This is a genomic window from Micromonospora pisi, assembly GCF_003633685.1.
GTDB lineage: Bacteria > Actinomycetota > Actinomycetes > Mycobacteriales > Micromonosporaceae > Micromonospora_G > Micromonospora_G pisi.
On sequence record NZ_RBKT01000001.1, the window covers coordinates 7828112 to 7851264 of the forward strand.

The following is a 23153-nucleotide window of genomic DNA, read 5'->3' on the forward strand; positions in this document are numbered from 1 at the left end:
CGCCCCCACCGAGTCACCCCCTCCTCCGGGGTGACCGGCACCGCGCACGACTGGTCAGGCGACGGCGTCGGACCGGCGTAGGCGGGCGATGTCGCTGCCCGAGCGGCCGAGCTCGGCCAGGATCTCGTCGGTGTGTTCGCCCGGATGCGGCGGTGGTCGGCGGATCGTGGCGGGCGTACCGCTGAACCGGGGTGCCGGGGCGGGCTGGACCGCACCGGCGTGGTCGACGAAGACCCCCCGCGCGCGCAGGTGCGGATGGTCCGGCGCCTCGTCCCAGTCCAGCACCGGCGCGACACAGGCGTCGCTCCGCTCCAGCAGGGCGGCCCACTCGTCCCTGGTACGGGTCCGGAACAGCTCCGCCCAGGCGGCCCGGTCGACCGCCCAGCGCTCCGGGTCGAACCGGTCCGCGTCGCCACCCTCGGGCGCCTCGAACCCGGTCAGCTTCACCAGTTCGGCGTAGAAGCGCGGCTCCAGCGCACCGACCGCCACGAACCGGCCGTCGGCGCACTCGTACGTGTCGTAGAACGGGGCGCCGCCGTCGAGCAGGTTCCCGCCCCGTCCGCCCGGCCACCTGCCGAGCCCGCGTAGACCGTGCAGGGCGGTGGAGAGCACCGCCGCGCCGTCCACGATGGCGGCGTCGACCACCTGTCCGGCTCCACCCGCCCGTACGTCGAGCAGGGCGCAGACCACGCCGAAGGCGAGCATCAGTCCACCCCCGCCGAAGTCCCCGATCAGGTTCAGCGGCGGCACCGGTCGCTCGTCGGCCCGTCCGATCGCGTGCAGGATCCCGGTCGGCGCGAGGTACGTCAGGTCGTGTCCGGCGTACGCGGCGTTCGGCCCCTCCTGGCCCCAACCCGTCATCCGGCCGTAGACCAGGCGCGGGTTCACCTCGTGGCAGTCGCCTGGCCCCAGACCGAGTCGTTCGGTCACCCCGGGACGGAACCCCTCCAGCAGCACGTCGGCGTTCCGTACCAGGTCGAGCACGACCCGACGGCCGGCGTCGGCTTTCAGGTCCACCCCGATCGAGCGGCGGCCCCGGTTCAGCAGATCCGGGTGGGGCGTGCCGAAGCACTCCGGGCGTACCGCCGCGGCGCGGTCCACCCGGATCACGTCCGCGCCCATGTCGGCCAGCATCATCGCGGCGAACGGGCCCGGCCCGATGCCGGCCAGTTCCACCACCCGAAGACCGGTCAGTGGGCCGCCGGAAGGGTCGGCGAGCGGATCGACGGAGGGGTCGCGGTCGGACATTCCGTCACGATAGGCGAGCGCCCGGTCTCAGTCGGCCCCGGTGAGCCCGAGTCCGCCGAGCAGGTGCGCCAGCCGGTCGTTCTCGGCCCGCAGGAAGTCACCGAACGCCGCACCGTCGAGGTAGGCGTCGGTCCAGCCGTACTTGGCCAGGGCCGCGTGCCACTGGGGCGAATCGTGCAGCCGGGCGACCGCGTCCCGCATCCCGGTCACGTCGCGCGGCGCCAGCCCCGGTGGGGCGACGATGCCACGCCAGTTGCTGAACACCACGTCGACCCGCTGTTCGCGAAGGGTGGGGGCGAGGATGCCGGGGATTCGCTGCGCGCTGGTGACGGCGAGGACCCGCAACTGGCCGGAGTCGATCTGGTCGGCGTACTCGCTCCGCCCGGAGACGCCGAACGCGACGTCGTTGTGCAGGATCGCGGCCAGCAGGTCGCCGCCGCCGTCGTACTGCCGGTAGACGACGTCCCGTGGCCGGATGCCGACGGCGTCCGCGACCAGCATCGGCGCCAGGTGGTCCGGGCCGCCGGCCGAGGAACCCCCGCCGACCGGTACGGCGCCCGGGTCCGCCCGCCACGCCGTGATCAGCTCCGTCAGGTCACGGTACGGGGAGTCGCGGGTGACCACCACGATCGCCGGTTCCTCGATCAGACGGGCGATCGGTGTGGTGTCCTGCAGGGTCACCGGGGCGCTCTGGGCGTACTGGCTGCCGACCACCCCGAGCCCCATCAGCATCATCAGCCGTCCGTTGCCGCGTTCGTAACCGAGCCGGCGCAGGCCGACCACCCCGCCGGCGCCGGGCAGGTTGAACACCTCCACGCCCCGGATCACGTCAGCGTCATCGAGGGCCTTGGCTGCTATCCGCGCGGTGACGTCGTAACCACTGCCGGGCGCGTTCGGCACCAGCACCCGCAGCTCGGTCAGGTCGTCCGCGGGTCGTCCGGGGGCGCAGCCCGGCAGGACGACCAGCAGGGCGAGGCCGATCGTGATGACGCGGCGCAGCCGTCGCATCCCGGTCCCTCCTCCCACGGGGTACCCGCCGATCCTGCTCGCCCGGCGGCCACTTGTCATCAGCCGGGGCTCGGGTAGTTTGCGGTTGACGTCGGCCCCGGTCAGGCGGACGCTTCCCACCATCCCCACCCGGTCCGACATCGTCCAGGCCGGGTGCGTACCCCGGGCAGAGGAGGAGCGATGCGTCAGCGGATGTCCCTGGCCGGCCAGTTCCTGCTGCTGCAACTCGGCATCGTCCTGCTTGTCGTCGGCGCGGTCGCGGCGGTGTCGATCGCCGAGGCGGACGCGGCGTTCCGGCGCGACGAGGGCGCCCGGCTGCGGTCGGTGGGGGAGAACGCGGCGATCAACCGCACGGTACGGCTGGGCCTTGGCGACCCGACCGGCCAGGAGGCGCTGGCCGCAGTGGCGGAGAGCGCGCGGGCGGTCTCCGGTGCCTCGTACGTCCTGATCGCCGACGCCACCGGAAAGCTCGTCACCGGCCCGGACGCGGGCGCACCGGCGGTCCTCGGCGACAGCGACGGACTCGCCGGCCGTTCCTGGGTCGGCGTGGTCGACGACGGGTCGAAGGCGCTGGTCGCGCACGTACCGGTGCTGGACGAGCGGGACGGCCGGTTCCTCGGCCTGATCGTGGTCGGCGACATCTACCCCACGCTGCCCGAACAGCTCGCCGCCGGGCTGACCAACCTGATCACGTACCTGCTGCTGGGCGGGGTGCTCGGGGTGGCCGGGTCGCTGCTGCTGGCCCGCCGGGTGAAGCGGCAGACGCTCGGCCTGGAACCCGACGAGATCACCGGCCTGGTCGAGCACCGGGAGGCGATGCTGCACGGCATCAAGGAGGGTGTGCTCGGCACCGACGCCGCCGACCGGGTCACCCTGGTCAACGACGAGGCGGTACGCCTGCTCGGCCTGCCCGCGTCGCCGGTCGGCCAGTCGCTGCACGCCCAGCCGATGGAACCCCGGCTGCGCGACGTGCTCACCGGGCGGGTCACCGGGGTGGACCAGATCGTGCTCAGCGACGACCGCGTGCTGGTGCTCAACCGCCGTCCGGTGCTGGTACGGGGCCGTCGGGTCGGTTCGGTGACCACGCTGCGGGACCGGACCGAACTGACCGCCCTGCGTCGCGAACTCGACGTCAGCCGACACACCACGGACACCCTGCGGGCGCAGGCGCACGAGTTCAGCAACCGGTTGCACACCATCGCGGGCCTGGTCGAACTGGGGGAGCACGACGAGGTGGTCCGGTACATCACCCGGGCCAGCCAGGTACACGAGGCGCTCAACCGGGACGTGGCCGCGCTGATCCGGGACCCGGCGCTGGCCGCGCTGCTGATCGCGAAGGCGAGCCTCGCCGCCGAGCAGGGCGTGCAACTGGTCATCTCGGCCGATTCGGACCTGCCCGGGGTCGACGAACGGCTCGCCGGGGACCTGGTCACCGTGGTCGGCAACCTGGTCGACAACGCACTCGACGCGATCGGTCCGGGTGACCGGGTGGAGGTGGGGGTACGGGCCGTCGACGGCGAGGTACGGGTCACGGTCACCGACTCCGGACCCGGCGTGCCGCCGGAGCTGCGCGAGGAGGTGTTCCGGCAGGGCTACAGCACCAAGGACGAGACCCTCGGGCACCACGGCCTCGGCCTGGCACTGATCCGGTTGATCTGCCAGCACAGGGGCGGCAGCGTCGAGGTACGCGGCTCGTCGTTCCAGGCCCGGCTGCCGTTGGTCGTGGCGGCGTCGGCATGATCAGGGTGCTGGTCGTCGACGACGACTTCATGGTGGCGAAGGTGCAGTGCGGCTTCGTCTCCCGGGTCCCCGGCTTCACCGTCGTCGGGGTGGCACACAGTGGCGAGGAGGCGCTCGCCGAGGTGGACCGGCTCCGGCCGGACCTGGTGCTGCTCGACATCTACCTGCCGGACCTGTCCGGGCTGGAGGTGCTGCGCCGGTTGCGGGAGGGTGAGGCGGTGGTGGACGTACTGGCGGTCACGGCGGCCCGGGACGTGAACACCATCCGGACCGCGTTGCGCAGCGGCGTGGTGCACTACCTGATCAAGCCGTTCAGCTTCGACGCGCTCCGCGACCGGTTGGAGCGGTACGCCGTCGCCCATCATGGACTCTCCGGCTCCCGCGAGGTGGCGCAGGACGACGTGGACCGGCTCTTCGTGGCGCTGCGGCCGACCCCGACCGACCTCCCCAAGGGGTTGACCCGGCCCACCGCCGACCTGGTCGCGAAGGCGCTGCGCGCCGCCGACGGGGACCTGTCCGCGACCGAGTGCGCCGACCGTGTCGGCCTTTCCCGGGTCAGCACCCGGCGCTACCTGGAGCACTTCGTCGGGGCGGGCAAGGCCGGGGTGAGCCTGCGGTACGGCTCCGCCGGCCGACCGGAACGTCGTTACCGGTGGACCGGCGGAGCCTGAACCTCCCGCTGGGGTGCCTGTTCAGTCGTCCTCGCCGAAGGCGAGCCGCTGGGCCGACGCGGCGGACCGGCCGCGCAACCGCGCCACGATCCTCGGCAGGTACGGCACCAGCACCGCCAACACCACCAGCGAGAGCAGTACGGCGGTGAGTGGCCGGGTGACGAAGACGCTCAGGTCCCCGTTGCTGAGCACCAGGGTGCGGCGGAACTGCAGTTCCATCATCGGACCGAGGATCGCGCCGAGGATGACCGGTGCGATCGGGAAGTCGTAGTGCCGCATGAAGAATCCGAGCACCCCGATCCCGTACGCGATCAGCACCTGGTTGACGTCGGCCGAGGCGGCGTAGACGCCGAGGGTGGCGAAGACCAGGATGCCCGCGTACAGGACCGGTCGGGGGATCTGGAGCACCTTCACCCAGAGCCGGATCAGTGGCAGGTTGAGCGCCAGCAGCAGCACGTTGCCGACGTAGAGCGACGCGATCAGCGCCCAGACCAGCTCCGGCGACTTGTCGAACAGCTGCGGACCGGGTTGCAGGTTGAAGATCTGGAACGCGGCCAGCATCACCGCCGCGGTGGCCGAGGTGGGAATGCCCAGGGTCAACAGCGGCACGAGTACGCCGGAGAAGGCGGCGTTGTTCGCCGCCTCCGGACCGGCCACCCCCTCGATCGCGCCCTTGCCGAACTCCGCCTTGTTCTTCGAGCGGTGCCGTTCGTACGTGTAGGACAGGAAGGTGGGGATGTCGGCTCCGCCGGAGGGGAGCGCACCGAAGGGGAAGCCCACCGCCGTTCCACGTAGCCAGGGCCGCCACGACCGGGCCCAGTCCTGCCGGCTCAGCCAGCCGAACCCGCCCCGGGCCGGTTCGAGCGGTGTGACGTGTTCGGGGAGCTGGCGCAGCCGGCTGGCCACGTAGAGCGTCTCGCCGATGGCGAACAACCCGACGATGATCACCACGACGTCGATCCCGTCGAGCAGTTCCAGCGTGCCGAAGCTGAACCGGGCCTGGCCGGTGAGTCCGTCCAGGCCGACCAGACCGAGGAAGAGTCCGAGGCTCAGTGAGATCAGCCCGCGTACCAGGGAACGGCCGACCAGTGCGGTGACGGCGACCATGGCGAGCAGGGCCAGGGCGAAGTAGTCCGCCGCCCGGAACTCGACCGCCAGCGCGGCGACCGGGCGGGCGAAGAGGGTGAGCAGCAGGGTGGAGATGGTTCCGGCGACGAACGAGCCGATCGCCGCCGTTGCCAGGGCCGCTCGGGCCCGGCCCCGTCGGGCCATCTGGTAGCCCTCGATCGCGGTCGCGACCGAGGCGGACTCGCCCGGGGTGTTCAGCAGGATGCTGGTGGTCGACCCGCCGTACATGGCGCCGTAGTAGATGCCGGCGAACATGATGAACGTGCCGATGGGATCGTCCAGGTTGAAGGTGACCGGCAGCAGCAGGGCGATGGTCAGTGCGGGCCCGATGCCGGGCAGGACGCCGACGAAGGTACCGAGCGTCACCCCGATCGCGGCGTAGAGCAGGTACTGCGGCTCCAGCACGGTGCCGAAACCGCTCAACAGGTCGCCGAAGACGTTCACAGTGGCATCACTCCGGCGGGCAGGGAGATTTCCAGCAGTTGGGTGAAGCCGAGGTAGATGGCGACGACCAGTGGCACCGCCACCAGCACGTCACGGATCCAGTGGTGGCTGCCCAGGATGCGGGCCGCGGCGACGAAGAAGAGCGCCGAGGCGAGCACGAAGCCGAGCGGTTCGAGGGCGAAAACGTAGCCGAGCAGCGCCGCGCCGAGCAGTGCCGGGGTGAGCCACTGTACGGGCCCGGCCGGCTCCGTACCGTCGGTCGGCTCGGTGGCCTCGGTCGCCTCGGTCGACTCGGTGGTGTCGGCCGGCTCGGTCGTCGGCTCGGTCGGTGGGCGGCTGCGGACGAACTGGCTGACCAGGTACCAGGCGGCCAGCACCACCCAGCCGGCGGTCACCACCAGCGGCGCCAGCCACGGCCCCTCGGCGGAGAAGTCGCCGTCGGCGGAGTCGTACGCCGTCCAGCAGAGAAACGCCCCGGCCAGCAGCAGTACGACGCCGAGGATCCGGGGTCCCCACGGTGCCCGGGGGAGGGCGACCCGTGGGTCGACCTCCCCCGATGTCTCAGTGGTCGGCACGGTCATTAATCGGCCAGGCCGATCTCGCTGAGCACGTCGGTGATCCGGTCGTTCTCGCTCTCGAAGTACGCCTTCGCCTCGTCCCCGCTGCGGTAGAAGTCTTCCCACTTCTGCTCGGTCAGGGTCTGCTTCCACTGGGCCGAGGAGTGCAGGTCGTCGACGAGCTTGATGATGGCGGCCCGTTCACCGTCCTTGATGCCGGGCGGTGCCACCAGGCCGCGCCAGTTCATCAACTCGACGTCGTACCCGGATTCCTTGATCGTCGGGGTCGGCTTGCCGGCGCCGACGTCGATGCCGGTGGCGCCGGAGACCGCGAGTGCGCGCAACTTGCCGGCCGCCACCAGGTCGGAGTACTCGCTCGCGCCGGAGACGGCCGCGGTCAGGTCACCGGAGAGGAGCGCGGCCTTCGACTCCCCGCCACCGGAGTAGGCCACGTACTTCATCGCCTTGGGGTCGGCGCCGGCGGCCTTGGCGAGCAGGCCGACCAGGATCTGGTCGGTACCACCGGCCGAGCCGCCGCCCCAGTTGATCGACGAGGGGTTCGCCTTGGCGTCTGTCATCAGCTGTTGCAGGCTGGTGTACTTCGAGTTGGCCGGGACCACGATCACCTCCTGTTCGGCGGTGAGTGTCGCGATCGGCGTGACCTGGTTGAGCTTGACCGGGGACTTGTTCGTCACCACGCCGCCGATCATCACCAGGCCGGTCACCATGAGCTGGTGGGAGTCGCCCTTGTTCTTGGTGACGAGTTGGGACAGGCCGAGGGTGCCGCCGGCGCCGGGCACGTTGTAGACCTCGACCGACTCGGTGACCAGCTTGCTGTCGGTGAGCGCCTTCTGTAGCGAACGGGCGGTGCTGTCCCAACCCCCGCCGGGGGCGGCCGGGGCCATCAGTTCGATGGTGGACGTGGGGTACTTCACCGCGCCGCCGGAACCGGAGCCCGAGTCGTCCTTGGCGCATCCGCCGGCAGCCAGGGCCAGCAGCGGTACGCAGGCCAGCGCGGCGGCGCGGCGTCGGGCGCCCGCTCCCCGTCCGAACGGGCCACTACGGGATCGGAGTCCCGCCGTGCCGCGAACCTCTGTCATCGCTATCTCCTCGACCGGGATGGGCATCCTGTTGCCGCAGCGTTTCCACTGGGTTGCGTAGATGCTTCCGGTCGAAGTGACGCCGGTCACGGTTGCGGTCGCGGAGTTCGTTGTGGTCTTTGTGGTCGCGCCCGGTCCAGCACGGACGGATGGTGCCCGGGGCAGCATTGCCCCAGGCACCATCCAGTGCTGTGGTTCGGGTTGTCCTACCGGTGGCCGCCATCGGCGACCAGGCGATCCCGGCTCGGTGAGATGCGCGCGGCGCGGCCGGTGCTAGCGGCCGGGGTCGGTGCTACAGGAACCGGTACGCGGTTCCGCCGCGAACCGTGTCGACCCGTACGCCCGTGCTGGGCTTGGTGGCCGCGACCATCTTGTTGTTACCCAGGTAGATGGCGACGTGGCCGGGTGTGTGGATGACGTCACCGGGCTTCCACTGCCCGGCCGGGACCCGTCGACCACGACTGGCGATGGCCCCGCTCTGGTGCGGCAGCTTGACTCCGACCCGGGCATAGCTCGCCTGGACCAGACCGCTGCAGTCGAAACTGTTCGGGCCGGAAGCGCCGTAGACGTAGCGCTTGCCGACCTGCGCGAGCGCGTACGAGACAACCGTGCCGGCGGCGCCGGACGGGGGCTTGACGGTGCTCCCCGGCTTCGGGGTACTGGTGGACTTCTTCCGCGCCGGTGTGGTGCCGGGGGCCGTCGACCTGGTGGACGTATCCCCGGTAGGCGTCGTTGCCTTCTGCTGCGCTGGTTTCGCTTTCGCCTTCGGCGGTGTCGTCGCCGTGGGCGGCGTGGCGGGAAGTGCCGGCGGAATCATGGGTTGCCGGTGCGCCCGGTCGGCGCGTTCGGCGGCGAGTTGCCGGGCCTCGGTCGCGGCCTCCAGGGCCACGCTGGCCCCGACACTCGCGGGTTCCGGATCAGGTCGGGCCCCGATGGCTGCCGGCGGGAGCCAGAGGGCGGTGACGGTCAGGACGGTGGTACCAGCCGCGAATCGGTGCAGCGGATGCCGTACGTTCAGGATCGCTCCAATGTCGGCCCGGTGCTCACATGCGTATCTCGGGCGGAGCGGCCGAAGGTGCCGGCCACGGGCCCGAAGTACCGGGCGGTGCGGTAGGAAGTGTTCCGGCCGTAATGGGGGCCGTTCCGGACGCTAGGCGCTCACACCATTGATCGCCTCGTGGCGTGAGCCGATTCACCCGTACCAACGACTTGTCCGACGGAACGTCGCGGGTTCCTGACCGAATGGCACTCCAAACCACCTATATTGGTCCCTATTCGGGCAATCCTCAAGGGACGCGCCGAGAGCGGTGGCCCGGTTTTCCCTGACATTTCTGCGGGAACCGGACCACCGCGTGCCCCTCGTATCCGATCACCGACGAACGCGTCTCCAGCTCACGTTCGCCGGCAGGGGCTACAGGACCACCTGGTGCACACGACCGTCGACACCACGTACGGCCGCCCAGACCGAGCCGTTCGCGCCGGCCGCCGCGCCGACCGCGCCACGGAACGCGTCCGTGGCGAACTCCCCACGACCGAACCAGCCACCCCAACCGCCGTCGGCGAAGTTGCGCTGCCACAGCTTGTTGTCGGCGGCGAGGGCGAACAGGTACACCCGACCCGAGGTGGCCAGCAGGGTGGGGCTGCCGCTGACCGTACCGCCGAGGCTCGACCAGGCCGACCACGTCGAGCCGGTCCGGGTCCGCAGCCAGACCTCGTCGGTGCGGCCGCGTACGGCCACGTGCAACCGGCCGGCGTCATCCACCACCGCGCTCGGACGGCCGTAGATCGGCCGGTTCTCCGGGGAACCGATCCCGGTCCAGGCGCCGGAGGCGGTCCGGGTCCAGACCGTACCGTCGGTGGCGCGGGCGAACACCGACCACTCGGACGGGCCGCTGAAGGCGACCGTCGGCGCGTCGGTGACGGTGCCACCGAGGCTGTTCCAGCCGCCCCAGGTGCCCCCGGTGAAGGTCCGTCGCCAGACCGCGTCGTCGGTGCCCCGGACGAAGACGTCGATCCGGCCACCGGCCGAACCGTACGCCGCCGGCTGGCCGAGGATCTGCCCGTCGACCGGGCCGCCGAGGCTGGTCCACGTGGTACCCCAGGTTGTGGCCCCGTCGCGTACGTTCTGCCAGAGCGCGCCGTCGCCGCCCCGGACGAACGCGCTGGCGTGGGTGTCGTCGACCCGGACCAGAGCCGGGCTGGCGGTCGCGTCCGACCCGAGATTCGCCCCGGCCACCGTGTCGGTGCCGGTCAGCCGGAGCATCGCCACGCCGTGGGCCGGGACGGTGGCGGTGTACGAGCCGGTGAACGGCTGCACACCGGAGCTGGCCCCGTTACCGTCCATGTCGGAACGCGCCCAGAGGTCGCGCACCCGTACCGAGTTGCCGAGCGCCACCGTGGCGAAGCTGACGGTGATCGACTGCGCGGTGTCGCCCCGGTTGAGCAGGGCCACCGCCCGGTTACCCGAGCCGGCGAGGACCTTGCTCCAGACCTGTGTGTTCGGTCCGGCGTCGGCGACCTTGACGCCCTGCCGGACCAACGGGTCCTGGTCCACCGCGACGATCTCCGGGTTCCGCAGCGCGTCGACCATCTGTTGCGGCAGGCCGCGCGGATCCGAGCCGATGATCAGCGGAGCGGACATGATCGCCGACATGCCGAGCTGCGTCTTCGACTCGTCGAAGGTCAACTCGTAGCCGCCGCCCGGCATCGGGCGCATCGGGATCAGATAGTCCGGGTCGTTGTAGTGACCCGGTCCGGTGGCCGCCGGGTGGTACGCGTTGGCGTCCAGGTTGCGCAGGATCCACTGGTACTGCGTCTGCGGGCTCGGGTCGATCAGCCCCACGTCGGTGTACGTACGCCACGAGTCCGCGACCATCGGCCCGTACGTGTAACTCCAGGTGGACAACTCCTGCGGGTCGTACGGCCCACCGCCCCAGTCGGCGCTGACCGGGTTGCAGATGTTCAGCAGCATCGGCCGCGGCGAGTTCTGTACCGCCGTGGCGAGCTGGCGGAACAGCGTCTCCGGGTCCATCCCACTGGCCCGGCCACAGAGCCAGTCGGCCTTCAGGGCGTCGAATCCCCAGCTGGCGAAGAGGTTGACGTCTTCCTGGTAGTGGCCGTAGCTGCCCAGGCCACACTGGCCCTCCAGGTACGGCCCGGCGTCGGTGTAGATGCCGGCCTTCAGACCCCGCGCGTGGATGTACGAGGTGAGGGCCGCCATGCCGCCGGGAAAGTGGGCCGGGTTGGCGACCAGTTGGCCGGAGCCGTCCCGTGGGGTCGGCGCGGCCCAGTTGCCGTCGATCCACACGTACCGGTAACCGGCATCCCGCAGCCCGCTGCTGACCAGGAAGTCGGCGACCGACTTCACCTCCGCCTCGGTCGGGTCGCCGCCCAGGCCGAAGTAGGTGTTCCAGCCCATGTACGGGGTGGGGGAGAGCCCGGAGTTGTAGTACGTCGGCGCTCCCTGGTCCTCCGCGCCGGTGGCGCTGACCTGGGCCGCGGCGGTGGGAGGGGCGGCGGTGCGAGGGCCGGCGGTGGCCGTGGTGGCCACCGGGACGGTGCCGACCAGACCCAGGCCGAGTACGGCCAGGGTGGCGGTCAACGATCGGATCAGGTGCATCGGGGGTTACTCCTGTCCCTGAGGGTGGGTGTGAAGAAGGGCCCCCTGCTGTACCGAATGCGATAACAGGGGGCCCTTCCTTACCCGGGTGTCAGACGCGGTGCAGGACGACCAGCTCCGCGTCGTGGGTGGTGGTCCAGTGCACCGGCAGACCCACCGCTTGCAGGTGGCTGCCGGAGTAGTGGTGTTGGCCGTGCCGGTACCTGGCGGCCGGGTCGAGCCCGTGCAGGGGCAGCCGGACCGGGCGGAACGGCAGCAGTCCGGCGCCGTCGAGCCGGCCGGTGTGCCAGGCCAGGACCACGACGGTGGCCGCGTCCGGCGCGGTGTACTGCACGGCGCACCGGGACTGGTCCGGGCCGCCGATCAGGTGCACGGTGCCGTGCATGATGATCTCGCGGATCTCCTTGTACCGGGCGATCCAGGTGGCCGCCTCGGCCCGCTCCTGCGGACTCCAGTGCCGGATGTCCGCCCCGATCCCGAGCACACCGGCCATCGCCAGCACGAACCGGAACGCCAGCGACCGGGGTCGCGGGTCGAAGAGACCGGGCGCGTCGGTCACCCAGGAGCTGAGCAGGTGCGGCGCGTTGGCGTGCAGGAAGCCGTACTGGATCGCCAACCGGTCCAGCGGTCCGGTGTTGTCACTGGGCCAGAAGACATCGGACCGGGCCGCCATGGCCAGGTCGGTACGCGCGCCACCACCGGCACACGCCTCGATCACCACGTGCGGGTGGTCCCGCCGCAGGTTCTCGTAGATGCGGTGCAGGTTCGCCACGTGCGCACCGTCGAGGTCGACCCGGCCCGCGTCGGGCAGCTGGGACGCCGCGCCCCGACCCGGCTCCGTACGCGGCCGGTTGAAGTCCCACTTGAGGTAGCTGATGTCGTGCTGGCGCAGCAGCCCGTCCACGGTGGAGTGGACGAACTCGGCCACCTCGGGGCGGCCCAGGTCGAGCAGGTACTGGTTGCGGATCGGGGTGATCGGGCGCCCCTCGATCGCGTACACCCAGTCCGGGTGCTCGCTGTAGAGCTTCGAGCGCGGACTGACACACTCCGGCTCGACCCAGAGCCCGAAGTTGAGCCCGAGGGCGCGTACCTCGGCGATGAAGGCGTCGAAGCCGGCGGGGAACTTGGCCGGGTCGGGGGTCCAGTCGCCGAGCCCGCCGTGGTCGTCGGGGCGGCCGACGAACCAGCCGTCGTCGACCACGAAGGTCTCCACGCCGAGTTCGGCCGCGATCCGGGCGAGCGCGAGCTGGTTCTCCGCGTCGACGGAGAAGTAGGTCGCCTCCCACGAGTTGTAGAGGACCGGTCGGGGACCGAGCCGCTCACCCGCGAGCTGCCGCTGGTACTGGTGCCAGACCCGGGCCAGCCCGTCGAGCCCGTCCGGGCTGTACGCGCCGGCCGCGACCGGCAGGGTGAGGCTCGCTCCGGCGGGCAGGTCCAGCGGGCCGTCGGGCAGGTGACGGCCGACCCGTACCCGGGTCAGGCCGCCGGTGTCCCGTTCGGCGGTGATCTCCCACGATCCGGTCCAGGCCAGCGCCATGCCCCAGGTCGGGCCCACCGGCTCGGCCTGGTCCCGGATCGCGAGCCAGGGTACGTAGAGGTGCCCGGGAACGCCCTGGGAACTGCCGACGGTGAAGCCGCCGTGCCCGAGGTCGACGTGGTCGAGCTGGAACTCCTGCGCCCACTGGCCCCACTGGTAGCTGACCCGGGCCCCGTGCGGCGTCGGTACACAGAACCCGGCCGAACCGGCCCGGACCAGGCGCAGTACGGCGTCGCCGGTGTTGGTCAGTTCGACCCAGCGGCGTACCACGTCGGTGTCGGCCGGTATCTCGTAGTGGACCACCGTGCGCAGCCCGGTGACCGGGTCGGCGAAGGTGACCGCGAGCCGCTGCTCGTCACCGTCGGCCTCCTGGAAGTCCCAGGAGACACGCCGGTCCCCGGTGGCCGTCTCGACCACCAGGTCCGGGCCCGCGAAGGGGCGGGCGGCGTCGGTGCCGTACTCGATCGGCGCGCTGTCGCCCGAGGTGAGGAACGGGGTCGGCCCGTCGTAGCTGACCGGGGAGGGGCCGTCGCTGACGCCGTGCGGGCCCCAGGCGACCAGCTCCAGCCAGCGCCCGTGCTCCGGAACCGCCACCGTGTATTCGGTGCGGGCCCCCCGCAACGTCCACGACCGCGCCGCATCCTTGCGATTCATTACTGGCTCTCCTGCTGCGTCCACGGCCGCGCCCACTTGTTCCGATTCATCAGGCTCTCCTGCTGCGTCCACGGCCGCGCCCACTTGTTCCGATTCATTACTTGACGGCTCCGATCGCGAGGCCGGACACGAAGTGGCGCTGGAAGCGCAGGAACACCAGCAGGGTCGGCACCGCCGCGATCACCGTGCCGGCCGCGATGACGTTCCAGGACGAGACGAACTGGCCCTGGAGCGCCAACAGGGCCGGGGTGACCGGCATGTTGTCGTCCGTACGGAGCACCGTGATCGCCCAGAGCAGGTCGTTGAAGATCCAGGTGAAGGAGAGCGCTCCGAGGGCGGCGAGCGCCGGCCGGGTCAGCGGCAGGATCACCCGGGCGAAGATCTGGCCGGGGCCGGCGCCGTCGATCGTCGCCGCCTCCTGGATCTCGTTCGGCAGGTCCCGCATGAACCCGTGCAGGACGAAGGTGTAGAAGCCGAGACCGAAGCCGACCTGGACCGCGATCAGCGCGTACAGGGTGTCGAAGGTCCCGGTCAGCTCACTGAACTTGCTCACCGGGATGAGCAGGATCTGCGGCGGCAGCAGGTTTCCGGCGAGCATGAGCAGCAGGATCGTGCGGCGCCCGGGAATCCGGTAACGGCTGAGCGCGAACGCGGCCAGCGCGGCCAGGACCAGGCTGAGCGCGACCGAGGGCACGGTGACCAGCATGCTGTTGATCAGGGCGCGGAGTTCGCCACCGTCGGTCCATGCCTGGCTGTACGTGTCCAGCGTGAACGAGTGTGGCAGGCTGCCGACCCCGTTCGCGGCGATGTCGTCGAACGTACGCGTCGACATGATCACGACCCAGAGGATCGGGGCGAGCCAGAGCAGGGACAGCAGGCCCATACCGAGGTGGAACGTGCCGGTCCTTAGTGCGCGGATCATGCGTCCTCCCGGAACGCGCGTACCAGGTAGCCGAGGATCACCGCGAGCGCGAGCACGAAGATGACCACGGCGATCGCGGAGGCGTAGCCCAGACGAAGGCTCTGGAACGCGGTCGAGTACATGTAGGTGCTCAGCAGTTCGGACGAGTGGTACGGCCCGCCCTTGGTGAGCGACCAGACGATGTCGAACGAGCGGAGCGAGTCGATCACGATGACCGAGAGCACCACCGCGTTGACCCCCTTGAGCTGGGGGATGGTGACGTTGCGCAGCCGCTGCCAGTTGTTGGCGCCGTCCATTTTGGCCGCCTCGTGCAATGCGGGGTCGATCGCCTTGAGCCCGGCCAGGTAGAGCACCATGACGTAGCCGATCTGCCGCCACAGGGCGGGCAGGATCACCGCGTAGAGCGCGGTCTCCGGGTCGGCGAGCCAGGGTCGGATCAGGTGTTCCAGGCCGACCGCGCGCAGCAGTTCGTCGGCGACCCCGTCCGGCTGGTAGAAGACCCGCCAGACCAGCGCGGTCACCACCAGGGAGAAGACCACCGGGGTGAAGAGCGCGGCCCGGTAGAAGCCGACCCCGCGCCGTTCCCGCTGGAGGATCAGCGCCATCCCGAAGCCGCCGATGACCGAGAGGCCACCGAAGAGCACCAGCCACAGCACCGTGTTGATCAGCGCGCCGCGGAAGGTCGCGTCGCCGGCCAACTCCGCGTAGTTGTCAAAACCGATGTACGTGGGCGGCTCGAGGCCGTCCCACCGGGTAAGGGAGAACCAGAACCCCTGTAGCGCGGGCCAGAACACCCAGATGCTCTCGACCGCGAAGGGTACGAGTACGAAGGCCACCAGCAGCGGCGACAGGGGCTTGCCCCGTCGCCGCCGCGGGCGGGTGTTGGCGGGTGCCGGCGGCTGTGCCGCCAGCACCCGCTCGTCAACGGAAGTCATCAGCCCTTGAAGACCTTCTCAGCTCCGGCCTGCCACTCGCGCAGAATCGCGTCGATCTGGTCGGGCTTGTCGATGAACTTGGTCAGTGCGGTGTCCGCGGTCGGCTGGAGCGCGTCGCTGGAGTCGCGGTTGAAGAACTGGGTCAGCTCCTGTGCGCTCTCCAGCATCGCCTTGCCCTTGGCCACCAGCGGCGAGTCCGACGCCTTCGCCTTTGGGTTCGCCGGCAGCACGATGCCGGCGCTGGCGGCGACGTACGCCTCCTGCGCCTCGACCGAGGACAGGTAGGTGAGCAGCGCCTTGGTGCCGGCCGGGTTCGCCGACTTGGCACTGGCGAAGAAGCCGTCGGTGGGGGCCTCCTCGGCCAGCGGCACCGCCGGGTCGATGATCGGGAACCGGAAGAAGTCCAGGTCGCCGAGGGCGTCCTTGGGGGCGGCGTCGGCGAAGAAGGTGCCGATCAGGAACATGCCGGTCTTGCCCGCCAGCAGCGCGGTGGTCGCCTCCTGGAACGGGTACGCCTTGCCCTTCGGGTCGAAGTACGGCAGCACCTCGCGCCACTTGGTGAAGACTGCCTTGACCTTCGGGTCGTCGAAGCGCTGCTTGCCGGCGAGCAGTTCGCGGTGGAACGGCGCGCCGTTGATCCGGATGTTCAGGTAGTCGAACCAGGCCGAGGCGACCCAGGGGGTGTCGCCGAGCCCGATGCCGATCGGTGGGACGCCCTTGCTCTGCAGGGTCTGGCAGAGCGTGACGAACTCGGCCCAGTTCTTCGGCTCCTGTACGCCCCACTTGGCGAAGTTCGACTTGCGGTAGAAGAAGCCCCACCAGTAGTTGTTCATCGGCACGAAGACCTTCTTGCCGGCCGCGTCGGTGGAGAGGGTGCGCAGCGACTCGGGGTAGTCGGCCATGCCCTGCCACACGTCGGAGACGTCCAGCAGCAGGTTCTTGCTGGCGTAGTCGTTCGCCACGGAGCCGGCGTACCAGGTGTAGAGGTCCGGCGGGTTCGCCGAGGTCAGGTACGTCGGCAGCTGGGTGCGGAAGGTCTCGGACGCGACCGTGTTGAGCGACGCGGCGCCCTTGCCCTGCTTGTTGAAGTTCTCAATGATCTTCTCCATCGCGACCTTCGCCTGCGGGGAGGAGAGGTTCGACTGGAGGGTGATGGCGCTGTTACCGCTTCCGCTGGGGCTGCTGGCGGAGCTGGCGCAGCCGACCAGGCTGCCCGCTCCGAGCACGCCGAGGCCGGCCAGGCCGACGTGCCCAAGGAACCGGCGACGACTCGGATCGAAGTCGTTCACGGGGGTGTGTCCCTTCCTCAACGACACGGTGCGTGACAGGTCGCGGTGTGTCGGTCCTGTAAACGGTGTGAGTCAGAAGGTTGCATCTGGGGCCAGCGACTGTCAAGATTTCTTCGTAATTAATGATTTGATCATTCGAAGGTCGGCGGACGGTGAGCCAGCATATGCGACGGCTTGAAGACAAGGTTGCCCTGGTCACAGGCGCAACGGGCGGAATTGGGGCGGCAACTGCCCGGCGGCTCGCCGCCGAGGGAGCGGCAGTCGGCCTGCTCGACATTCGCGATTCGGAAGCGCTCGCCGAAGAGATCAGAGCAGCCGGTGGGCGAGCACAATCGGTGATTACCGATGTGGCCGACGAGGCAGACTGGGCCGCCGCCGTGGCCGCCGTACGGGTCCAGTTCGGACCGGTGGACATCCTGGTCAGCAACGCCTACTTCCACGAACTCGCGCCCGCGCACGAGACCAGCCGTGAATCCTGGGACCGCCAACTCGCGGTCTGCCTAACCGGCAGCTTCCTCGGCGTCCGGGCCTGCCTCGACGACCTGCGGGCGAACCGGGGCGCGGTCGTGATCGTCTCCTCCGTACACGCGCTGATCGGAATCCCGGCCCACCCCGCGTACGCGGCGGCCAAGGGTGGCCTGGTCTCGCTCGGCCGCCAGCTCGCCGTCGAGTACGGCCCCGAGGTACGGGTGAACAGCGTCCTGCCCGGTCCGATCTTCACCGCCGCCTGGGACCGGGTGCCCGAAGAGGACCGGGAGCGTAGCGTCGCCCAGACCGTCGCCGGCCGGTTCGGCACCCCGGACGAGGTGGCCGCCACCGTGGCCTTCCTCGCCTCGCCCGACGCGGCCTATGTCACCGGCACCAGCCTGGTGGTGGACGGCGGTTGGACCGCGATGAAAGCCTCGGCCTGAAACATCGATTCTGACGAGCGAGAAGGCACCCAGAGCATTGGCACAGTACGCACGTCGCGGCATCCACGGTCAGACCGTCGAGATCCTGGCCCGGCGCATCCTGGCCGGCGAGATCCCCGAGGGAGCCACCCTCCACCTCGCCGCCCTCCAGCAGGAACTCGACGTCAGCCTCACCGTGCTACGCGAGGCGCTCAAGGTGCTCACCGCCAAGGGCATGGTGGACGCCCGGCAGAAGCGGGGCACCTTCGTCCGCCCCCGGTCGGACTGGAACCTGCTCGACGGAGACGTCATCCGCTGGCAGTTCGCCGACGGCGCCGACCCGCGCCTGCTCGACGCGCTGCAGGAGGTGCGTCTCATCATCGAACCCGCCGCCGCCCGGCTCGCCGCCACCCGGGCCAGCACGACCGACCTCGCCAACCTGGACGGCGCGCTGACGGAGATGTCCGCCGCCGAGGGTGACCCGGTCGCCGCGGTCGGCGCCGACCTGAACTTCCACCGCGCGCTGCTCGCCGCCACCCACAACGAGCTGCTCGAACGGATGGAGGTGGTGATGGAGACCGGCCTCGCCGAGCGAGACCGCCTGGTGCACGGGGTCGAACAGCACGACGACCCGGTGCCGAGCCACCGGGCGGTGGTGGACGCGATCCGCGCCGGTGACGCCACCGGCGCGGAAGAGGCGATGCGGGGACTGCTGGACAAGGCCGTCCGGGATGTCGAAAAGGTACGTCAACAGAAAGGCACCCGGTGAAGATCAGCCGTATCGAAACCTTCCTTGTTCCGCCCCGGTGGCTCTTCTGCCGGGTCGAGACCGACGAAGGGTTGATCGGGTGGGGCGAGCCCGTGGTGGAGGGGCGGGCCGAGGTCGTACGCAGCGCGGTCGAGGTGCTCTCCGAGTACCTCATCGGTGAAGACCCGCTCCGCATCGAACAGCACTGGCAGGTGCTCACCAAGGGCGGCTTCTACCGGGGCGGGCCGGTGCTCTCCAGCGCCGTCGCCGGACTCGACCAGGCGCTCTGGGACATCGCCGGGCAGGCGTACGGCGCCCCGGTGCACGCGCTGCTCGGTGGCCCCGTACGCGACCGGGTCCGGGTCTACTCCTGGGTCGGCGGGGACGACCCGAACGAGATCGCCGAAGCGGTCGCCGCCCAGGTCGAGGCCGGCATGACCGCGGTGAAGATGAACGCCTCCGGCCAGCTCTCGGCCATCCCCACCGCCGCCGAGGTGGCGAACGTGGTCCGCCGGGTCGCCGCCGCCCGCGAGGTGCTCGGCGACGGCCGCGACGTCGCCATCGACTTCCACGGCCGGGCCACCGCCGCCGGGGTACGTCGGATCCTGCCGGAGATCGCCCCGTTCCACCCGCTCTTCGTCGAGGAGCCGCTCCTGCCCGAGCAGGCGCACCTGCTGCACGACGTCGTCACCGCCTCGCCGGTCCCGGTCGCCACCGGCGAACGCCTCTTCGGCCGGGCCGAATTCCTCACCCCACTCCAGGCCGGGGTCGCGGTGCTGCAACCGGACCTGTCGCACGCCGGTGGCATCTCCGAGGTACGCCGGATCGGTGCGATGGCCGAGCCGTACGGCGCGGTGCTCGCCCCGCACTGCCCGCTCGGTCCGATCGCGCTCGCCGCCAGCCTGCAGATCGCCTTCTCCACCCCGAACTTCCTGATCCAGGAACAGAGCATCGGCATGCACTACCACGATGGCGGCGCGGAACTGCTCGACTACGTCGTCGACCCGGAACCGTTCCGCTTCGTCAACGGACACATCCGCCGCCCGGAGGCGCCCGGCCTCGGCATCACCGTGGACGAGGCGGCGGTCCGCGCCGCCGCCCGCGAGGGTCACGCCTGGCGTAACCCGGTCTGGCGGCACGACGACGGCTCCTTCGCCGAATGGTGACGCCCGCCGAGTCGCCCGAGGTGCGGATTCCACTGCGGGTCAGGCACGACCACCGCCTCGGCGGCCGCTGGACCAGCCTGACCGGCGGCGGTCGGCAGTGGCTCTGGACCGGCCCCGAACCCGGCCGCGACCAGGTGACCCCGGGCGACGCGTTCGTCGACGCCGGCGGGTTGGAGGAGTGCGTGCCGACCGTACGGGGTCTGCCGGACCACGGGGACGCCTGGTCCCGCCGCTGGCAGCCGACCGGTACGGACACCGCCACCGTCGAGTGCCCCGACTTCACCCTCACCCGCCGGCTCACCGACGAGGACGGGGTGGTGGTGGCCGACTACCGCCTGCTGGCCACCCCCGGATACCGGTTCGTCTGGGCCGCGCACGCCCTGCTCGACCTCTCACCGCAGGCCCGACTGGTGGCGCCCGCCGGCACCCCCACCCGGCTCTACCCGGAGGCGGCCGACCTCCTACCCGCAGGCGTCTGGCCGCGGGGCCGGCCGTGGCACATCGCCGACTGGCCCACCCCGGCCGGGCTGCCGCTGGAACGGTTCGGACCGGACGACGGCACCGCCCTCGGTGCGGTGCTGATCGGTTGCGCCCGGGTCCAGGTGGTCGACGGCCCGGACACGCTCACCCTCGAACTCCACTGCGCCGACCAGCCCCGCGCCACCGCCCTCTGGCGCAACCTGCGGGGCTGGCCGGACAACCGGCCGTACCGCAGCATCGGTGTCGAACCGATGCTCGGCACCGTCTTCGACCTGGCCGAGGCCGGCCTCGAAGCTGCTTCCGACGTGGCCGGCCCCGGTGCCGGCCCCGGTGCCGACACCGCGGTCGTACCGGCCAGCGGCGAAGTCACCTGGCAGCTCACCCTCACCGCCCACCGATCGCCCGGAGGCGACCACCGATGAACCTGCTCGACACCCTGCGTACCCACCGGCTGCTGGCGATCGTCCGGGGCGACGATCCCACGGCCGCGCTCGCCACCGTGCTCACCCTCGCCGACAGTGGCGTCAACCTGATCGAGGTCTCGCTCACCAGCACCGACGCGTACGGGGTGATCAGCCGAGCGCGCGCCGCCCTCGGCGCCGGGTACGCCCTCGGCGCCGGCACCGTACTCACCGCCGAACAGGCCGGGCAGGCCGCCGAGGCCGGAGCGACCTACCTGGTCACCCCGGCTGTCGCGCCGAGTCTCGAAGAGGCCGGCCGGCTCGGGCTGCCGGTGCTGGCCGGCGCGCTCACCCCGACCGAGGTGGTCCAGGCGACCACCGCCGGGGCAGCCGCGATCAAGCTCTTCCCCGCCTCGATCGGCGGCCCGGAGTACCTGCGTGCCCTGCGCGACCCGTTCCCGCGTACGCCGTTCGTGCCGGTCGGCGGCGTCGACGCGGCCGGCGCCCGCAGCTACCTGGACCGGGGCGCGGTGGCGGTCGGCGTCGGCTCGCCGCTGCTCGGCGACGCGGTCCGGGGCGGTGACCTCGACGCGTTGCGCAAGCGCGTCGCCGACTTCCTGGTCGCGGTGGCGGCGGCACCCGGCGCGGCGTCGTGACCGGCACACCCCTGGGCGTGGACGTGCTGACGCTCGGCGAGACGATGGCGGCGTTCCGCGCCCCGGCGCCGCTGCGGCTCGGCGGCACCCTCTCGCTCTCGGTCGCCGGTGCCGAGTCGAACGTGGCGATCGGCCTGGCCCGGCTCGGTCACCGGGTGAGCTGGATCGGGGTGACCGGCGCGGACGAGCCGGGCGAACTGATCCGCCGTACGCTGCGCGCCGAAGGCGTCGACCTGACCCTGGCCCGGGTCGACCCGGACGCGCCCACCGGCCTGATCCTGTTCGAGGCGCGGGTCGGCGACATCAGCCGGGTCACCTACTACCGGAGCGGGTCGGCCGGCTCGCGGCTGAGCGTCGACGACGTACCGGCCGCCTTCGCCGCAGCCGAGCGGAAACCCCGGATCCTGCACGTCACCGGCATCACCGCCGGACTCGGCGACCAGCCGTACGCGGCGGTGGTGGCAGCCGTCGACGCGGCCCGCGCCGCCGGCACCCTGGTCTGCCTCGACGTCAACCACCGCCAGCGGGTCTGGTCGGTCGAGCGGGCCGCCGCCGCGCTCCGACCCCTGCTGCCCTCGATCGACCTGGTGGTCGCCTCCGACGACGAACTCGGCGTACTGAGCGACCACCCCGATCCGGTCGCCGCGCTGCTCGCGGCCGGGATCCCCGAGGTCGTGGTCAAACACGGCGGCCAGGGCGCCACCAGCCACACCAAGCGGGGGAGCGTCCACACCCCCGCCCGCTCGGTGCCGGTGCTCGACACCATCGGCGCCGGGGACGCGTTTGTCGCCGGGCTCCTCTCCGGCCTGCTCGACCGGCTCGACGTCGCCGACCGGCTCGACCGGGCGGTCACCACCGGTGCGTTCGCGGTCGCCACCCGGGGCGACTGGGAGGGGCTACCCACCCGCGCCGAGCTGTCGCTGCTCGACCACGCCCCGGGCAGCGCCGTACGCTGACCCGCTTCGACCCGTACCGACCTGTCGGGCCCCGTCGGGGGTCCGCTGACAGTTGTGCCACCACCGACCACCCCCCCCAGGAGGAGACGATGCGGCTCACCGAGCCGACCCCGTGGAGCGATGACCGGTTCGAACTGGGCGAGGGTGCCCGCTGGGTGGATGACCGGCTGGTCCTGGTCGACCTGCTCGCCGGCCGGCTCTACGAGACCACCGGTGACGCCCCGGCACCGCTGCGCGAGTCGCGCCGGGTGGACGCCCCGCTCGGTGCGGTGGCACCGATCGGCGGACGGCCGGGCGACTGGATCGCCGCGACCGGCACCGGGCTCGCCGAGCTGGCCGGCGCCGACGGGCACCGTCAACTCGTCGACCTGGAGAGCGGCAACCCGTCACCGGCCCGGATGAACGACGGCGTCGCCGACCCGCACGGCCGCTTCTGGGCCGGGAGCATGGCGTACGACACCACCCCGGGCGCCGGCACCCTCTACCGGTACGACAGCACCGGCACGACTCCCGTGGTCACCGGGCTGACGATCACCAACGGGCCGGCGTTCGACGCCACCGGCACCACCATGTACCTGGCCGACACCGCCCGGGGCGAGGTGGACCGGTTCACCGTCGACCCGGCCACCGGGGCGCTCTCCGGTCGTACCCCGTTCCTGCGGCTCGCCGGGGCCGAAGGCGCGCCCGACGGCATGACCGTCGACGCCGCCGGGCACCTCTGGGTGGCCCTCTGGGGCGGGTACGCGGTCCGCCGCTACCGCCCGGACGGCACCCTCGACCGCGAGCTGCGCCTGCCGGCGGCCCAGCCCACCAGCGTCTGCCTCGGCGGTCCGGGGCTGCGTCGGCTCTTCGTCACCACGGCCCACCTGGGCCTCGACCCGCGTGGCCCGCTCGACGGTGCCCTGCTCGCCGTCGACGTCGAGGTCCCCGGCACCCCGGCCCAGTCGGTTGATCATGAGGTTGAGGACATCCGACTCTGACCCTCCATACCGAGCCTGGCTGTG

General features: G+C 71.3%; 20 protein-coding genes. 9 read left to right on the forward strand and 11 right to left on the reverse strand.

The window, feature by feature from the left end; all coding sequences use genetic code 11:
• Window positions 1–54: 54 nt before the first annotated feature.
• A complete protein-coding gene (locus BDK92_RS33540) occupies window positions 55–1248 on the reverse strand; it encodes a CaiB/BaiF CoA transferase family protein (RefSeq protein WP_121160343.1) in 1194 nt (397 codons plus the stop codon).
• Window positions 1249–1275: 27 nt separating this feature from the next.
• Window positions 1276–2256, reverse strand: a complete 981-nt coding sequence (locus tag BDK92_RS33545) for a Bug family tripartite tricarboxylate transporter substrate binding protein (protein WP_121160344.1) — start codon at window positions 2254–2256, stop codon at window positions 1276–1278.
• A 180-nt stretch (window positions 2257–2436) separates the two neighbouring features.
• On the opposite strand from BDK92_RS33545, the gene BDK92_RS33550 reads away from it, so the two are divergent.
• Together BDK92_RS33550 and BDK92_RS33555 are read left to right on the forward strand one after the other, a co-directional pair.
• The gene (locus tag BDK92_RS33550; RefSeq protein ID WP_121160345.1) at window positions 2437–3996 is read left to right on the forward strand and encodes a sensor histidine kinase; all 1560 of its coding nucleotides are present in this window, start codon (window positions 2437–2439) and stop codon (window positions 3994–3996) included.
• Complete coding sequence (locus BDK92_RS33555; RefSeq protein WP_121160346.1) at window positions 3993–4667, forward strand: response regulator; 675 nt, start codon at window positions 3993–3995, stop codon at window positions 4665–4667. Before BDK92_RS33550 ends, BDK92_RS33555 begins: the two co-directional genes overlap by 4 nt.
• Window positions 4668–4688: 21 nt before the next feature.
• Here BDK92_RS33555 and BDK92_RS33560 read toward each other — a convergent pair whose 3' ends face one another.
• From BDK92_RS33560 to BDK92_RS33600, 9 genes are all read right to left on the reverse strand, one after another.
• Window positions 4689–6239, reverse strand: coding sequence for a tripartite tricarboxylate transporter permease (locus BDK92_RS33560; protein WP_121160347.1), 1551 nt, complete (start codon window positions 6237–6239; stop codon window positions 4689–4691).
• Window positions 6236–6814, reverse strand: coding sequence for a tripartite tricarboxylate transporter TctB family protein (locus BDK92_RS33565; RefSeq protein WP_170208786.1), 579 nt, complete (start codon window positions 6812–6814; stop codon window positions 6236–6238). Before BDK92_RS33565 ends, BDK92_RS33560 begins: the two co-directional genes overlap by 4 nt.
• Before the next feature lie 5 nt (window positions 6815–6819).
• Entirely contained in the window at window positions 6820–7896 is a 1077-nt protein-coding gene (locus BDK92_RS33570; protein WP_121162817.1) for a Bug family tripartite tricarboxylate transporter substrate binding protein, read from the reverse strand.
• A 292-nt stretch (window positions 7897–8188) separates the two neighbouring features.
• Window positions 8189–8785: a C40 family peptidase gene (locus BDK92_RS33575; RefSeq protein ID WP_121160349.1), complete on the reverse strand. Its 597-nt coding sequence runs from the start codon at window positions 8783–8785 to the stop codon at window positions 8189–8191.
• Between the two features lie 522 nt (window positions 8786–9307).
• Window positions 9308–11515: a DUF8189 domain-containing protein gene (locus tag BDK92_RS33580; protein ID WP_121160350.1), complete on the reverse strand. Its 2208-nt coding sequence runs from the start codon at window positions 11513–11515 to the stop codon at window positions 9308–9310.
• Window positions 11516–11606: 91 nt separating this feature from the next.
• A complete protein-coding gene (locus BDK92_RS33585) occupies window positions 11607–13706 on the reverse strand; it encodes an alpha-galactosidase (protein WP_121160351.1) in 2100 nt (699 codons plus the stop codon).
• A 97-nt stretch (window positions 13707–13803) separates the two neighbouring features.
• Entirely contained in the window at window positions 13804–14628 is an 825-nt protein-coding gene (locus BDK92_RS33590; RefSeq protein ID WP_121160352.1) for a carbohydrate ABC transporter permease, read from the reverse strand.
• The gene (locus BDK92_RS33595) at window positions 14625–15563 is read right to left on the reverse strand and encodes a carbohydrate ABC transporter permease (RefSeq protein ID WP_121160353.1); all 939 of its coding nucleotides are present in this window, start codon (window positions 15561–15563) and stop codon (window positions 14625–14627) included. Before BDK92_RS33595 ends, BDK92_RS33590 begins: the two co-directional genes overlap by 4 nt.
• Window positions 15563–16852 carry an ABC transporter substrate-binding protein gene (locus BDK92_RS33600; protein WP_121160354.1) on the reverse strand — a complete coding sequence of 430 codons (1290 nt, stop codon included), beginning with the start codon at window positions 16850–16852 and terminating at the stop codon, window positions 15563–15565. Before BDK92_RS33600 ends, BDK92_RS33595 begins: the two co-directional genes overlap by 1 nt.
• A 164-nt stretch (window positions 16853–17016) precedes the next feature.
• Between BDK92_RS33600 and BDK92_RS33605 the strand changes: the two genes are divergently transcribed.
• The 7 genes from BDK92_RS33605 (at window position 17017) to BDK92_RS33635 (ending at window position 23129) form a co-directional block, all read left to right on the forward strand.
• A complete protein-coding gene (locus tag BDK92_RS33605; protein WP_121160355.1) occupies window positions 17017–17763 on the forward strand; it encodes an SDR family NAD(P)-dependent oxidoreductase in 747 nt (248 codons plus the stop codon).
• A 37-nt stretch (window positions 17764–17800) separates the two neighbouring features.
• On the forward strand, window positions 17801–18511 hold the full coding sequence (locus BDK92_RS33610) for a FadR/GntR family transcriptional regulator (RefSeq protein WP_121160356.1): 711 nt from the start codon (window positions 17801–17803) through the stop codon (window positions 18509–18511).
• Window positions 18508–19656, forward strand: a complete 1149-nt coding sequence (dgoD, locus tag BDK92_RS33615; RefSeq protein ID WP_121160357.1) for a galactonate dehydratase — start codon at window positions 18508–18510, stop codon at window positions 19654–19656. Before BDK92_RS33610 ends, dgoD begins: the two co-directional genes overlap by 4 nt.
• On the forward strand, window positions 19650–20558 hold the full coding sequence (locus BDK92_RS33620; RefSeq protein WP_211349466.1) for a hypothetical protein: 909 nt from the start codon (window positions 19650–19652) through the stop codon (window positions 20556–20558). The genes dgoD and BDK92_RS33620 overlap by 7 nt, the downstream gene beginning before the upstream one ends.
• Window positions 20555–21193 carry a bifunctional 4-hydroxy-2-oxoglutarate aldolase/2-dehydro-3-deoxy-phosphogluconate aldolase gene (locus BDK92_RS33625; RefSeq protein WP_121160358.1) on the forward strand — a complete coding sequence of 213 codons (639 nt, stop codon included), beginning with the start codon at window positions 20555–20557 and terminating at the stop codon, window positions 21191–21193. The genes BDK92_RS33620 and BDK92_RS33625 overlap by 4 nt, the downstream gene beginning before the upstream one ends.
• Window positions 21190–22149, forward strand: coding sequence for a sugar kinase (locus tag BDK92_RS33630; protein WP_246017397.1), 960 nt, complete (start codon window positions 21190–21192; stop codon window positions 22147–22149). The genes BDK92_RS33625 and BDK92_RS33630 overlap by 4 nt, the downstream gene beginning before the upstream one ends.
• 89 nt (window positions 22150–22238) lie before the next feature.
• A complete protein-coding gene (locus BDK92_RS33635; protein WP_121160360.1) occupies window positions 22239–23129 on the forward strand; it encodes an SMP-30/gluconolactonase/LRE family protein in 891 nt (296 codons plus the stop codon).
• Window positions 23130–23153 lie beyond the last annotated feature (24 nt).